The organism is Paenarthrobacter sp. NPDC090520, assembly GCF_044769205.1.
Lineage (GTDB): Bacteria > Actinomycetota > Actinomycetes > Actinomycetales > Micrococcaceae > Arthrobacter.
On sequence record NZ_JBIVXM010000002.1, the window covers coordinates 96,861 to 110,267 of the forward strand.

The window sequence follows — 13,407 nt, forward strand, 5'->3', positions numbered from 1 at the left end:
GTGGACCAGATCATGAGCTTGCCCTTCGGCGTCGCGCTCGCGGCGCTCTTCGCCATTGTCATGATCCGTGTCAATGCCACCTACTGGCTGGGCCGGGGAGCCGTGGCAGGGTTTGCCCACACCCGCTTCGGGGCCTCGTTGGAAAACCCCAAAGCAGCCCGTGCCCAGGCGCTGATCCGGCGCTGGGGACCCTACGCCGTCGTGGTTTCCTTCCTCACCATCGGCCTCCAAACGGCCGTGAACCTCGCAGCAGGTGCCGCGCGGATGCCGCTTCGGCGATACGTGCCGGCGGCCATTGTTGGTTCGGTGCTGTGGGCGGTGCTCTACGCGACCATCGGGCTGGCCGCCTTGGAAGCGTGGTTGGCGGTAGCCGCTGCGTCGCCGGTGGGAGCGGCAGTGGCCATCGCCGCCGTCGCAATCCTCGTGGTAGTCATCGTCATGGCCCGGCGGCGTCGGGCAGCGGCCAAATCTGCGGATACAGTGGTCTGAGTTCTACTGCTGCATCGGCGAAAGGTTCGGCTTGACTACTGCATTACCGGAACTGGCGGAAGGCGATTTCTACTACGAATCGTTGGGTGATGGCCGGTACCGCTCAACCATCCACGCCCAAGGCGCCTGGAACCCCCACGAGCAGCACATGGCCCCGGCCTCGGGCATCATCGCTGACGCCCTGGTCCGCCACGAACCACGAAGCGATGTCCGGATGGCGCGGATCAGCTACGAAATCCTTGGCCTGATCCCCGGCGGTGAGTTCCAGGTGATTACCTCCACTCTGCGGCCGGGCCGCACCATCGAACTGATCCAGGCCGAACTGGTGGCCGCCGGCCGCCCGGCCATCCGTGCAACGGCCTGGCGCATGGTGACCAGTGATACCAGTGCCGTCGCGGCTGTCGAGGATGAGGGCATGCCCTCCCCGGACGAATGCAAGCCGTGGGACGGTGCCAGCGTTTGGCCAGGCGGTTATATCCGCTCCTTGGAGATGCGCATGGCCGAGGGGCACCGGCCGGGCTCGGGAAGGGTCTGGATCCGCACCATGCATCCGTTGACTGACCAGGAAGACAGCAGCGACCTGGCACGCCTGATGGGCCTGGTGGACACGGCCAACGGCATCGCAGCCAGGGTGCCGCCAGGGGAGAACAGCTACATCTTTCCCAACGTCGACCTGCAGATCCATATGTACAGGGAACCGGCCGGCGAGTGGCTTGGCCTGGACAACAAAGTGTCCTTCGGCGCCGACGGCATCGGCCTGACCTCCACCGTGCTCCATGATCTGGATGGTCCGTTCGGCAGGGCCGAACAGATCCTGACCCTGAGGAAGAGCTGATGGCCGCCCTCACTGTCTACCGGCAACCCCAAACCTTGGGCGCGGCCAAGGACCTGGACTTTGCGCTGGAATTGCTGCAACGCGCACGAAGGGGTGAACTCACACCTTCCTTGCGTCTTTACCGCCCGGAGCCCACGGTGGCCTTTGGGCAACGGGACGCGAATCTTTCCGGTTTCAAGGCTGCGGAGGAAGCGTGCCGGAACCTGGGTTTTGAGCCGCTGGTCCGCAAGGCCGGCGGACGCGCCGCCGCCTACCACCAAGGAACACTCGTGGTGGACCATGTTGAGCCGCACCCTGATGCGATCGTCAAAGCCAAAGCCCGTTTCTCGGAATTCGGCGAGTTGCTGGCCGGTGCGCTGCGCAGCGTGGGCGTCCATGCCGCCGTCGGCGAAATCCCCGGCGAGTACTGCCCGGGCGAGTTCAGCGTGCACGGCGAAGATCCGGTATTCCCGGCGCACCGCATCAAGCTGATTGGCACGGCGCAGCGCGTCGTCTCCGGGGGATGGTTGTTCAGTTCGGTCATTGTGGTGGAAAATTCCGCCCCCATCCGTGAAGTCCTCACGGCTAGCTACGAGGCCCTGGGCCTGGAATGGGATCCGGCCACGGCCGGGGCCGCCAATGACCTCCTTCCGCACCTCGATGTAGCCACCGTGGAGGATGCGGTGGTGCAGGCGTACGGCACCTATGCTGACGTCGTCGAAGGGGACTTCGGGGCACTTATCGCCTGAAACGGGCTCCGGGCACGAGATGCCGCCTGGAACCGGCCGCCGCCCGGCATTCGGGCAGGCGGCCGGTCCCGGAGGGTGATCCCCAGGGCTAATGACGGGTCAGTGCCCGCGCGCGATCCACTCGTCCAGGTGCGGTGATTCCGCGCCGATGCTGGTGGACTCACCGTGGCCGGTCAGGACCACGGTGTCTTCCGGGAGCGTCAAAAGGCGTGTCCGGATGGATTCGATGATGGTGGGGAAATCGCTGTAGGACCGGCCGGTAGCTCCCGGGCCGCCTTGGAACAGGGTGTCTCCGCTGAACACGGTGTCCACACTGCCTTCGCCCGCCGCTTCGGGGGATCCGGCAGGCAGCAGGAAGGACACCGATCCGGGGGAGTGGCCGGGGGTGTGGAGCGCCTTCAGCGTGGCACCACCCACGGTGAACTCGTCGCCATCCTCGATTCCCAGGTCCGGGGCCGCGTCCGGGAACACTGCGTGCCACAGCATCCAGTCTTCCTTGTGCAGGTGGACGGGTGCCTTGACCAGGTCGCGGAATTCGCCCGCGTACCGGATGTGGTCGTCGTGGCCGTGGGTCAGGAGGATCGCTTTGACGGTGCGTCCACTGACGGCGTCGGCAATCGCCTGGGGGTCATGGGCAGGGTCGATGACGATGCACTCGGTGTCATCGCCGATGATCCAGACGTTGTTGTCCACGTCCCAGGTTCCGCCGTCCAGGGAGAAAGTCCCTGAAGTGACGACGCGGTCAATACGTGCGTTGTTGGACTGGCTCACAGTTCCACCACCGATCGGAGGACGGCACCTTGGTGCATTTTGTCGAAGGCTTCTTCAACCTGGTTGATGGTGATGCGTTCAGTGACGAAGGCATCGAGGTCCAGCTTGCCCTGCTTGTAGAGGTCCACGAGCATGGGGAAGTCCCTGGAGGGCAGGCAGTCGCCGTACCAGGAGGACTTGAGGGATCCGCCGCGCCCGAAGACGTCCAACAGTGGAAGTTCGAGTTTCATCTCAGGGGTGGGGACGCCCACCAGGACAACCGTTCCGGCGAGGTCGCGGGCGTAGAAGGCCTGCTTGTAGGTTTCCGGACGTCCGACGGCGTCAATCACCACGTCAGCGCCGAAGCCGCCGGTCAGGGTGCGGATTTCTTCGACCGGATCACCGGCGGAGGAATCCACCGTGTGCGTTGCACCCAGTTCCTTGGCCCGCTCGAGCTTCTTGGCGTCAATGTCCACCGCGATGATGGTGGTGGCTCCGGCCAGGGCAGCGCCGGCGATCGCGGCCACGCCCACTCCGCCGCAGCCAATGACGGCCACCGAGTCGCCACGCTTAACGCCGCCCGTGTTCAGTGCGGCACCCAAACCTGCCATGACGCCGCAGCCCAGCAGCCCTACGGCGGCGGGATCGGCTTCGGGATCCACCTTGGTGCACTGTCCGGCGGCCACGAGCGTCTTCTCGATGAATGCGCCGATGCCCAAGGCGGGGGAGAGTTCCGTGCCGTCTTCGAGGGTCATTTTCTGGGTGGCGTTATGGGTGTTGAAGCAGTACTGCGCCTGGCCGCGGTTGCATGCGCGGCAGTTCCCGCATACTGCACGCCAGTTCAGGACCACGCGGTCGCCCGGAGCGATGTCCGTGACGTCGGGTCCCACGGCGTTAACCACACCGGTGGCCTCGTGGCCAAGGAGGAACGGGAAATCGTCGCTGATTCCGCCGAGTTTGTAGTGGAGGTCTGTGTGGCAGACGCCGCTGGTGAGGATGTCCACCAGGGCTTCGCCGGGGCCTGGTTCGGGGACCAGGACGGTTTCGAGTGTTGCGGGGGCGCCTTTGGAGCGTACGACGACGCCCTTGACTGCATGGACCATGGAGGTGTTCCCTTCGGGCTCGCTGACAGCGGGTTCCGTTGCAGGCACCAGGCCTGCAACGGATTCCCACTCTGTCTATCACACGAGGCAGACGGTCCGCCGGGGATGAAGGGAGTACCTCCGGGCGGAGCTGTTGGGCTTGCCTAGGCCGCCAGCCGGCTCTCCACCTCGGAGGCCGAGGGGTTGGTGGCCGCGGTGCCGTCCGGGAACAGGACGGTGGGCACCGTGCGGTTGCCGCCGTTGAGCTTCTCGACGAGCTCGGCTGTGCCTTCGACTTCCTCGATGTTGATCTCCTGGTACCCGATGCCCTTGGCGTCGAGCTGCTTCTTCAAGCGGTTGCAGTAGCCGCACCAGGTGGTCGAGAACATGGTGATGGTGCCGGAGTCGGGGGTGAAATCCACAGAGCTCTCCTGAGTATGGGGTCTTTCGACGGGTTGCTTTCGTTGCTATCAACGGTAACGCGGGGACCAAAAATTCCCGTCCGGCAGCGAAGCAGGATTACGTCACATACCCCTTGCTGGTGGGTTGGCCGGGGACAGGGCAGACTGTTCGCATGTGTGGACGTTATGTGATGGCCCGTGCGGTGGGAGACCTCCTGGCGCAGTTCGACGCCGAACTTGAGGAGGAGATTGCGCTGGAGAAGTCGTGGAACGTAGCCCCGACCGACGCCGTGCCGATCGTCCTGGAGCGGCTCGTTGACGAGGCTCCAAGGCGGCAGCTCCATATCGCAAAATGGGGTTTGGTCCCGTCGTGGGCCAAAGACTCCAAGGGTGGTGCCCGGCTGATCAATGCCCGCAGCGAGACCCTGCTCGAGAAGCCGTCCTTCAGGAAAGCCGCGGTTGCCAGGCGTTGTGCTGTCCCTGCGGATGGCTACTACGAGTGGAAGAAGGGCGAAGGAAAGAACAAGCAGCCCTATTACGTCCACCCGGGTGGCGGTCACGGCTTGGTGTTCGCGGGACTGTATGAGTGGTGGAAGGATCAGAGCCTGCCGGATGACGATCCCGCGCGGTGGCTGTTGTCGATGTCCATCCTCACCGCCGACACACCGACGGCCGAATCTGCCCGGACCCGGCGCAGTGCGTCCGTGTTCGATGAACTGACGGCGCTGCATGACCGTGTTCCACTGCCCATGGACCCCGAAACCATGGAGGCCTGGCTGAATCCGCGCGAGAAGGACGCAGAGGGGCTGGTGGACATGGTCCGGTCCAGGGCGCACGATGCCGCGGCTGATTGGACCCTTGATGCCGTTGGCGCGGCCGTGGGCAACGTCCGCAACAACTCACCGGAACTGATTGAACCGGTGGAAGGCCTTTTCTAGCTAGAGGGATTCGCTGACGGGCACACCGGATTGGAACTCTCTGCCATCGGCTTCGCTGAAGGCAGTCATGAGGTGACCTTTGGCCAGGCCGTGGATGGCGGAAACGGGAAAGTTGCCGGTGATGACGTTGCCGTCGTGTTCGACGCCCTTGATGTCGTAGTTTTCCTCGGTGCTCAACGAGTGGTTGAACGAATAGAAGGATATGGCTTCGCCGTTCATGAATTCGATGCCGAGCCTGCGCTGGGATGAGTAGTCTTCGCTGGCAGCGACCAGGCCAACCACGTAGGCGCCGGACCCGGGGATGTTGCCGTCGATTTCGAAACGCGCCACGAGGTTGTCGTCCGTGGCCGTGATGCTGACCTGCTTCAGGAGTGCGTCATGGGTGCTCATGCCACAATCCTGCTCTGTGGACCCGCCCGCGTCCACCCCCGGGAATCATCCTTCGAGGAGTTGGCGGACGTTTGCTGCGACCGTCGAGTGTGCGATGTCCTGCCCCTGGCGCGCGGTCAACAGGTGCAGGGCAAGCCCGTCGCTGTAATCGGCAACGGCCTCGGCCCGCACTCGTGAATCGGGGACGCCGAGTGCCTCCAGGATCTGCGCCAGTCCGGTCAACATGCGCTCGTGCCCCGCGGAGACCGATTCCGGCCGGTCCAAGGCAAAGGCGAACCTTGCCCGGGTGAGGTCGGCATGTTCCCTCGCCAAGGCCAGCACCGCGCCGGTGAGTTGCTCAGCGAGCTCCGCGACCGACGTCGGAAATTGTCCTCTTGCTTGCTGCCGCAGCAGGCGGGAGTCCAACTCTTCAACACGGTCCAAGGCGGCAGTTACCAAGGCCTCCCGATTGCGGAAATAGTTGGAGGTGGTACCGACGGCGGCGCCCGCTTCCGCGTCCACGGCGCGGTGCGTGAGGCCCTTGAGGCCTTTCGCTGCCACGACTGCGAGGGCAGCGTCGGCAAGTTCGGTTCGGCGGTCCGGCATGGGGAAAGCTTAGCCTCAACCACTGTTGCCACTACAAATGTAGTTGTACTGTGGAGGAATGGAAAAAGTCGACATCATTGGTGGCGGAATCGCGGGGCTCGCTCTCGCAGCAGTCCTGGACCCGGCCAGGTTCGATGTCACCATCCATGAGCAGCGGCCCGAACTCCCCACCGTAGGGACAACCTTGGCCATGTGGCCGGGCGCCCGCAAGGCCTTGGCTGAACTCGGACTCCTTGAAGCCATCAAAGCCGCGGGCGCAGTCCTTGAGTCCGGAGCGCTCAGGGAACCCTCCGGCCACCCCATGCTCGCCATGGAAGGTGGAGGGCTGGTGGGTGTCACCAGGCCCACGTTGCTGCGGTTGCTGGACTCAGCCGTCCCATCATCAGTCCGCCGCGAACGGCATCGGGTGGCGGACCTCCCGCCAGCAGCGGGGCTGGTGGTAGGAGCGGACGGGGTCCACAGCGTGGTGCGAAGGGCCGCGTGGGGCGCGAAGAGTTCTGCCAGGCCGACGCCATTCATTGCAGTCCGGGGCGTGGTGCCCGGGCGTCCGTCCACCCAAGACGTAGGGGAGTACTGGGGCCGGGGGGACATCTTCGGCGTCGCACCGGCGGAAGGGGGCACTAATTGGTATGCCTCCTTCCGCTCCGACCTTGGCCCTGAACGCGTGGATGTTGCAGAAGCCTTGGAAGTCACGCGGCAGCATTATTCCAGCCACTCAACGGCGGTGCAGGGCGTTCTTGCCCTGGCGACGCCGGACATAAGCCTCGCCCAGCGGATTTGGACCGCACCGCCACTGTCCGGTTATGCCAGGGGCAATGTGGTGCTGCTGGGCGACGCTGCCCACGCCATGACGCCCAACCTGGGCCGGGGAGCCTGCGAAACACTGGTTGATGCCGTCACCCTGGGAAGCCTGCTCAACGTGCTGCCCCGGGAAGAGGCGCTCCGTGAATACAACAAGGCACGTGTCCTCAAAACCCAGCGGCTCCGCCTCGCTTCCTCGCTGATGGGCAGGGTAGCCCTTGCACAAACCATGCAACCAGTGCGGGACGGCTTGCTCAAGCAAGTGGGCAAGCTCGTTTCCAGCAGGCGGGGCAGGGTAAAAACTCCAGAGTAGGATTTGTGGCTCCGTCGCCGTAAACTGGAACTATTCGAACATATCTTCGAATACTAAAGTGGTACGAGGAGCGTGGAAATGGGGCTGTTCAGCGAGTCAGTCACTGTCACCTGTGCAGAAACCGGACAACCCCAGCGCATTCAATGGCAAACCCGGGACTACTGCGTATGCGCCGAACCTGTCCGGTGGTTCGAACGGCGCCAATGGTGGATTGAAGAAAGCCGCGCGCCGCTGGGTACTGGAGCGGGACTGGTTGATCACGAAATCTGGCGCGTCCAGCTCCAGGAAGACACCGCAGGGCCAACAGCAAAAACCATCACCCTGGACCTCGTCCGGCATCTGGGAAGCGGCCGATGGAGGCTGCTTCGCATCCACGATGCCGCACCAAGCCAGGCCGTGGAACCAGACGAAGCCGCCTGAACCTTGAGCTTCACACACCTGCACGTCTCCACCGCCTTCAGCGCCCATTACGGGGTCTCCTGGCCGGACGAACTCGCACAAACTGCCGCAGCAGACGGAGCCACAGCGCTCGCCTGCACTGACCGCGACGGACTGTACGGCACCGTCAAACACCTCAAAGCATGCATGGACGCCGGCCTCGACCCCATCATCGGCGTGGACCTCGCCGTCTTCGACGATGACGGCGACCACCGAACCCAGCTCGCGGGCCGCGTCGTCGTACTTGCCCACGGAAACACCAACGGAGCCGGTTACCGTGCCCTCTGCCGTCTCGTCTCCGACGCCCATGCCCGCACCTCGGGAAAAGCCGGAGGTGTGGTACCCGTCGCCGTGACCAGGGCTGAGCTCGCCTCAAGGACGCTCGACCCCGCAACCCTGAAACCGGTCCTTACCGTCTTGATCGGACCCGACTCCGATGTTGGCCGTGCGATGGGAGGAAGGAAATACCTCCGGCCAAGGACCCTCTTCAAGGAATGGATCGACGCCATGCCGCCCGGCACCATCGTGGCGGAGATCGTCTCCCACCTCAGCCCACCAGGCCAACCCCTCAGCACCGCCCACGCCATCCGCATGCTCAAACTCGCCCTGGAATACAACGTCCCGGCAATCCTCAGCAACGCCGTCCGCTACTGCGCACAAGACGGCGCCGCCACCGCCGATGTCCTGGACGCCGCCAGGTCCTTGAAGTCACTTCCTGAGCTCTCTGAAGCTCCGCTGCTGCAACCCACCGGACAAGGGTGGCTCAAGAGCAAAGAACACATGCACCAGCTCGGCAAGGAAATCATGGGAGCCGCGGGGCACAGCGCTGCCGAGCTCAACAAACTCCTGAACAACACCGAAGCGCTCGCCGACAAGTGCCGGATGAACCCCGTGATGGACATGGGATGGAAGAAGCCCGTGGTTCCCGAAGCCTCCATCATCGGCATCACCCAGGACCCCATGGTGGAACTGACCCAACGCTGCGAAGCGGGAATCACCAGGCGATTTCCCGGGATTGGTGGCAAGGCCTTCGAAACCATGCGCTCGCGGTTGGACCATGAGCTGGAGATCATTGGCGGATTGGGCTTTGCTTCCTATTTCCTGACCGTGGCAGAGGTCTCCAGGATGATCCTTGAGATGGGCGTGCGGGTGGCAGCCCGTGGGTCGGGAGCCTCCAGCCTGGTCAATTACCTGATCGACATCAGCCAAGTGGATCCCCTTCGCCACGACCTCATCTTCGAGCGGTTCCTGTCCGGTCGCCGTTCCACGCTGCCGGATATCGACATTGACGTGGAAAGCGCTGAAAGGCATAACGTCTACCGGAAGATCTTTGACCGCTTCGGCGCCGAACGGGTCACCCTCATGAGCATGCAGAACGGATACCGGGCCAGGGGAGCTGTCCGCGACGCCGGGATGGCCCTTGGCATGGACCAAGGCGAGATCGGCGAAATAGCCAAGCAGCTGTGGCGGTTTTCTGCCCGGAAGTTCCGGGAAGCCATGGTGGAGAAACCCGAACTCCGGGAGTTCGCCGAACGGGTGGAATCAGGACGTGGGCGGGGGACGCCCGAAGACCATCAGCAACTGGACCTGCTGGTGGACCTTACCGAGCGGCTGGACCGTTTGCCACGCCACATCTCCATGCATCCCTGCGGTGTGATCCTGGGGGACGCCACCCTCCTGGACCGGACACCTGTCCAGCCCAGCGGCCTGGGCCTGCCCATGAGCCAGTTCGACAAACACGACATGGATCCCATGGGGATGCTCAAGCTCGATGTCCTTGGCGTCCGCATGCAAAGTGCCATGGCTTTCGCCGTCCGTGAAGTCATCCGGCTCCACCCAGGCAAAGCGGCGGTTGTGGAGGCGGGCAACCACCCTGTCGGTCCGGTGGGAGAGGGGCCGGCCTACATCGCCGAGGACGGCAGGATCGACCTCAATGCCGTGCCTTTCGACGACGAGCCCACCTACGAGCTCATCCGCAGTACGCATACCCTGGGCTGCTTCCAGATCGAATCTCCAGGCCAGCGCGAGCTCATCGGCAAGATGGCACCGCGCGAATTCAACGACCTCATCATCGATATCTCCCTCTTCCGGCCGGGACCCATGAAATCGGACATGGTCCGTCCCTTCCTTGAACACCGCCATGGGTTCGCACCCGAGATCTATCCCCACGCCGACCTGAAACCCGTATTGCAGGAAACCCATGGCGTCACGGTCTTCCACGAGCAGATCCTGAAGACCTTTGACGTGATGACAGGATGCGGGCTGGCCCGCGCAGACGAATTCCGGCGCGCCCTGGGAGATGAGATCCAGGAACCCGGAGTGGAAACCTACTTCAGGAAACATGCCATCAGGAAATATCCGCCGGACGTGGTTGACAGGGTGTGGGGAACCCTCAAGGCCTTTGGCAGTTTCGGTTTCTGCAAAGCGCACGGCGCCGCCTTCGCTGTGCCCACCTACCAGTCGGCCTGGTTGAAGGCGCACCATCCCGAGGCTTTCCTGGCCGGGTTGTGGGAACACGATCCCGGGATGTATCCCAAGCGCCTGTTGGTTGCCGAGGCGCGCCGACTGGGCATTCCCATCCTCCCGTTGGACATCAACCGGAGCCAGGCTGAGTACCGCGTGGAACGGATCCAGGAAGGCGCGGACGCCGGCAAACTGGGCATCCGGCTCAGCCTGACCGGAATTTATGGATTGTCCGGGGCGGAGCTGAAGAGGATCGTTGCCGGACAACCCTTCGACTCCCTCGCCGATCTTCGGGCGCGGGCAAGGGTCAGCAAGCCCAACATCAAGAGGCTTGCCCAGTTGGGCGCGTTTGACCATCTCCACAAGGATTCGGGCAGCACGGCAAACCGCGCCGACCTGGTGCAGCACCTCCAGTCGCTGCAGGCGGCTCCCGCCAGGAAGACCGTGGATGTCATTGACGGCCAGTTGTCCCTCCCGATCGGAGACGTGGAACTACGCAACCTGGTGCCGGAACACCCTGAACCTTCCACTGTGGATAGGGTGCGGGCGGAACTGGACCTGATGGCGGTGGACGTCAGCGAGCACCTCATGGAAAGCCACCGGCCCCTGCTGGACAAACTGGGGGTTACCACAGCAGATAAGCTCCTGGGCCTCCGCAACGGATCCGAAGTCCTGGTTGCCGGGGTGCGGGTTGCTACCCAAACCCCGCCCATGCGGGGTGGGCGAAGGGTGGTCTTCATCAGCATCGACGACGGTACGGGGTGTGTGGACAGCGTCTTCTTCCACGAAGCCCAGGAAGAATCGGGTCCGCTCCTGTTCGGCACCAGGCTCTTGCTGATCCGGGGGACAACGCGGAGGACGGGACCCAAGGGCATCAGCCTCAGTGCCAGCAAGGCCTGGGACCTCAGCCGCCCCGAAACATTGCCCTACCCCGAAATCCTGCCTGCCGGCGTCGTCATTCCGTCCGAATTGGTGCATGCAGGTCCCCTGGACGGCATCAGCCGGAACCTTGCCATTACGGGACTGGGGAGCTGATCCGCAGCCACATCCAGACCCGGCGCGCTGCTTTGGCCGCCTCCATGCGTTGCGGATACGATTGACGGTGGCTGGCTGTGGTCCCCGTACGCCACAAGCTATGAAGCCTTCACTATGAATAGGAGACACCCGTGTCAGATGCCCAACAGATCACCCTCATCGTCGATGGCGAAGAGACCAAGGTGACGGAGGGGACTACCGGCGCGGAACTCTTCTTCGAGCGCCGCGATGTTGTTGTTGCCCGTGTTGACAGTGTGCTCAAGGACCTTGACCAGCCCCTCGCAGACGGTGCGAACGTCGAGGGCGTCACCATCGAATCGCCGGACGGACTCAACGTCCTCCGCCACTCCACCGCCCACGTCATGGCACAGGCCGTACAGCAGCTGCGCCCGGACGCCAAGCTTGGCATTGGTCCTTACATCACCGACGGTTTCTACTTCGATTTCGACGTCGCTGAGCCGTTTACCCCGGAAGACCTGCGCCAGCTGGAAAAGATGATGCAGAAGATCATCAACCAGAACCAGAAGTTCGTCCGCCGCGTCGTTACCGAAGAAGAAGCCCGCGAAGCCATGGCCAACGAGCCCTACAAGCTCGAACTGCTGGGCAAGAAGAACGACGCCGCAGATTCCGCCGAAGGAGTCAACGTGGAGGTCGGCGCCGGCGACATCACCATTTACGACAATGTGGACCGCAAGAGCGGCGACAGCGTGTGGTGCGATCTTTGCCGCGGCCCACACCTGCCGAACACCAAGATCATCTCCAACGCCTTTGCGCTGACCCGTTCGTCCTCCGCCTACTGGCTGGGCAACCAGAACAACCAGCAGCTCCAGCGGATCTATGGAACGGCCTGGCCCACCAAGGAAGCCCTCAAGGCGTACCAGGAACGCATCGCCGAGGCTGAGCGACGCGACCACCGCAAGCTGGGCGTTGAGCTGGACCTGTTCTCCTTCCCGGACGAACTCGGTTCGGGCCTTCCGGTCTTCCATCCCAAGGGCGGCATCATCCGCAAGGCCATGGAGGACTACTCCCGCCAGCGCCACGTGGACGCCGGCTATGAGTTCGTCTACACCCCGCACATCACCAAGGGACACCTCTACGAGGTTTCCGGCCACCTTGACTGGTACAAGGACGGCATGTTCCCGGCGATGCAGATCGACGCCGAACTCAACGAGGACGGCAGCGTGCGCAAGCCGGCGCAGGACTACTACCTGAAGCCGATGAACTGCCCTATGCACAACCTGATCTTCCGCTCGCGTGGACGCTCGTACCGCGAACTGCCGCTCCGGTTGTTCGAATTCGGTTCCGTGTACCGCTACGAGAAGTCGGGTGTGGTCCACGGACTCACCCGTGTCCGGGGCATGACACAGGACGATGCCCACATCTACTGCACCCGTGAGCAGATGAAGGACGAGCTGACCACCACGCTGAACTTCGTGCTGGGCCTCCTCAAGGACTACGGCTTGGACGACTTCTACCTGGAACTCTCCACCAAGAATGAGGAAAAGTTCGTAGGGGACGACGCAACCTGGGAAGAAGCGACCCGCACCCTGGCCGAGGTGGCTGAAGCCTCCGGCCTGGAACTGGTTCCGGATCCGGGTGGAGCTGCCTTCTATGGCCCCAAGATCTCCGTGCAGGCCAAGGATGCCTTGGGCCGGACCTGGCAGATGTCCACCATCCAGTTGGACTTCAACCTGCCCGAGCGTTTCGAGCTTGAATACCAGGCCGCAGACGGCACCCGCCAGCGCCCCGTGATGATCCACCGCGCCCTCTTCGGTTCCGTGGAGCGTTTCATGGGCGTGCTGACGGAGCACTACGCCGGTGCCTTCCCGGCCTGGCTCGCTCCTGTGCAGGTGGTGGGCATCCCGGTGGCCGAGGCTTTCAACGACTACATGTTCGACGTCGTTGACCAGCTGAAAGCGGCGGGCATCCGCGCCGAAGTGGATATTTCCTCGGACCGTTTCCCCAAGAAGATCCGTACGGCCAGCAAGGACAAGATTCCCTTCGTCCTGATTGCCGGCGGGGAAGACGCCGAGGCCGGTGCTGTCTCCTTCCGCTTCCGCGATGGCAGCCAGGACAACGGCGTGCCCGTGGCCGAGGCGGTCCGCAGGATCGTTGACGCCGTCAAGAACCGCGAGAACTGACGGAACGGATAAGAAACG

The 13,407-nt window shown here is 63.5% G+C and carries 13 protein-coding genes; 8 read left to right on the top strand and 5 right to left on the bottom strand.

All coding sequences use genetic code 11. From position 1 onward, the window contains the following. From ACIQTZ_RS03115 to ACIQTZ_RS03125, 3 genes are read left to right on the top strand one after another with little or no spacing between them, the layout of a single operon-like run. Window positions 1–489 (top strand): DedA family protein, encoded by a 489-nt coding sequence (locus ACIQTZ_RS03115; RefSeq protein ID WP_402977426.1) that lies wholly within the window; start codon window positions 1–3, stop codon window positions 487–489. 31 nt (window positions 490–520) lie between these two features. After that, window positions 521–1,324: a thioesterase family protein gene (locus tag ACIQTZ_RS03120; protein WP_402977429.1), complete on the top strand. Its 804-nt coding sequence runs from the start codon at window positions 521–523 to the stop codon at window positions 1,322–1,324. After that, window positions 1,324–2,052, top strand: coding sequence for a biotin/lipoate A/B protein ligase family protein (locus ACIQTZ_RS03125; protein ID WP_402977432.1), 729 nt, complete (start codon window positions 1,324–1,326; stop codon window positions 2,050–2,052). Before ACIQTZ_RS03120 ends, ACIQTZ_RS03125 begins: the two co-directional genes overlap by 1 nt. A gap of 99 nt (window positions 2,053–2,151) precedes the next feature. Here ACIQTZ_RS03125 and ACIQTZ_RS03130 read toward each other — a convergent pair whose 3' ends face one another. From ACIQTZ_RS03130 to ACIQTZ_RS03140, 3 genes are all read right to left on the bottom strand, one after another. Continuing rightward, on the bottom strand, window positions 2,152–2,823 hold the full coding sequence (locus ACIQTZ_RS03130; RefSeq protein WP_402977435.1) for an MBL fold metallo-hydrolase: 672 nt from the start codon (window positions 2,821–2,823) through the stop codon (window positions 2,152–2,154). Beyond that, entirely contained in the window at window positions 2,820–3,905 is a 1,086-nt protein-coding gene (locus ACIQTZ_RS03135) for an S-(hydroxymethyl)mycothiol dehydrogenase (protein WP_402977438.1), read from the bottom strand. The genes ACIQTZ_RS03130 and ACIQTZ_RS03135 overlap by 4 nt, the downstream gene beginning before the upstream one ends. 143 nt (window positions 3,906–4,048) lie before the next feature. Continuing rightward, entirely contained in the window at window positions 4,049–4,306 is a 258-nt protein-coding gene (locus tag ACIQTZ_RS03140) for a mycoredoxin (RefSeq protein ID WP_397321604.1), read from the bottom strand. A 170-nt stretch (window positions 4,307–4,476) separates the two neighbouring features. Here ACIQTZ_RS03140 and ACIQTZ_RS03145 point away from each other — a divergent pair, with 170 nt between their 5' ends. Further along, window positions 4,477–5,223, top strand: a complete 747-nt coding sequence (locus tag ACIQTZ_RS03145) for an SOS response-associated peptidase (RefSeq protein WP_400332608.1) — start codon at window positions 4,477–4,479, stop codon at window positions 5,221–5,223. Here the strand turns inward: ACIQTZ_RS03145 and ACIQTZ_RS03150 are convergent, their stop codons facing one another. Continuing rightward, the gene (locus ACIQTZ_RS03150; RefSeq protein ID WP_400331882.1) at window positions 5,224–5,613 is read right to left on the bottom strand and encodes a hypothetical protein; all 390 of its coding nucleotides are present in this window, start codon (window positions 5,611–5,613) and stop codon (window positions 5,224–5,226) included. A gap of 45 nt (window positions 5,614–5,658) precedes the next feature. Then, a complete protein-coding gene (locus tag ACIQTZ_RS03155) occupies window positions 5,659–6,198 on the bottom strand; it encodes a TetR/AcrR family transcriptional regulator (protein ID WP_402977441.1) in 540 nt (179 codons plus the stop codon). A gap of 58 nt (window positions 6,199–6,256) precedes the next feature. On the opposite strand from ACIQTZ_RS03155, the gene ACIQTZ_RS03160 reads away from it, so the two are divergent. From ACIQTZ_RS03160 to thrS, 4 genes are all read left to right on the top strand, one after another. Further along, window positions 6,257–7,312: an FAD-dependent monooxygenase gene (locus tag ACIQTZ_RS03160; RefSeq protein ID WP_402977444.1), complete on the top strand. Its 1,056-nt coding sequence runs from the start codon at window positions 6,257–6,259 to the stop codon at window positions 7,310–7,312. Between the two features lie 78 nt (window positions 7,313–7,390). Next, a complete protein-coding gene (locus ACIQTZ_RS03165; RefSeq protein WP_402977447.1) occupies window positions 7,391–7,732 on the top strand; it encodes a DUF6504 family protein in 342 nt (113 codons plus the stop codon). Between the two features lie 3 nt (window positions 7,733–7,735). Continuing rightward, window positions 7,736–11,248, top strand: a complete 3,513-nt coding sequence (locus tag ACIQTZ_RS03170) for a DNA polymerase III subunit alpha (RefSeq protein ID WP_402977450.1) — start codon at window positions 7,736–7,738, stop codon at window positions 11,246–11,248. Between the two features lie 131 nt (window positions 11,249–11,379). Next, window positions 11,380–13,389 (top strand): threonine--tRNA ligase, encoded by a 2,010-nt coding sequence (gene thrS, locus ACIQTZ_RS03175; RefSeq protein WP_402977453.1) that lies wholly within the window; start codon window positions 11,380–11,382, stop codon window positions 13,387–13,389. Window positions 13,390–13,407 lie beyond the last annotated feature (18 nt).

Excerpts from the sequence above, each read along its gene's own strand:
- ACIQTZ_RS03135 (WP_402977438.1), bottom strand. The coding sequence starts at position 3,905 with ATGGTCCATGCAGTCAAGGGCGTCGTCGTACGCTCCAAAGGCGCCCCC.
- ACIQTZ_RS03165 (WP_402977447.1), top strand. The coding sequence starts at position 7,391 with ATGGGGCTGTTCAGCGAGTCAGTCACTGTCACCTGTGCAGAAACCGGA.
- ACIQTZ_RS03125 (WP_402977432.1), top strand. The coding sequence starts at position 1,324 with ATGGCCGCCCTCACTGTCTACCGGCAACCCCAAACCTTGGGCGCGGCC.
- ACIQTZ_RS03150 (WP_400331882.1), bottom strand. The coding sequence starts at position 5,613 with ATGAGCACCCATGACGCACTCCTGAAGCAGGTCAGCATCACGGCCACG.
- ACIQTZ_RS03160 (WP_402977444.1), top strand. The coding sequence starts at position 6,257 with ATGGAAAAAGTCGACATCATTGGTGGCGGAATCGCGGGGCTCGCTCTC.
- ACIQTZ_RS03145 (WP_400332608.1), top strand. The coding sequence starts at position 4,477 with ATGGCCCGTGCGGTGGGAGACCTCCTGGCGCAGTTCGACGCCGAACTT.
- ACIQTZ_RS03155 (WP_402977441.1), bottom strand. The coding sequence starts at position 6,198 with ATGCCGGACCGCCGAACCGAACTTGCCGACGCTGCCCTCGCAGTCGTG.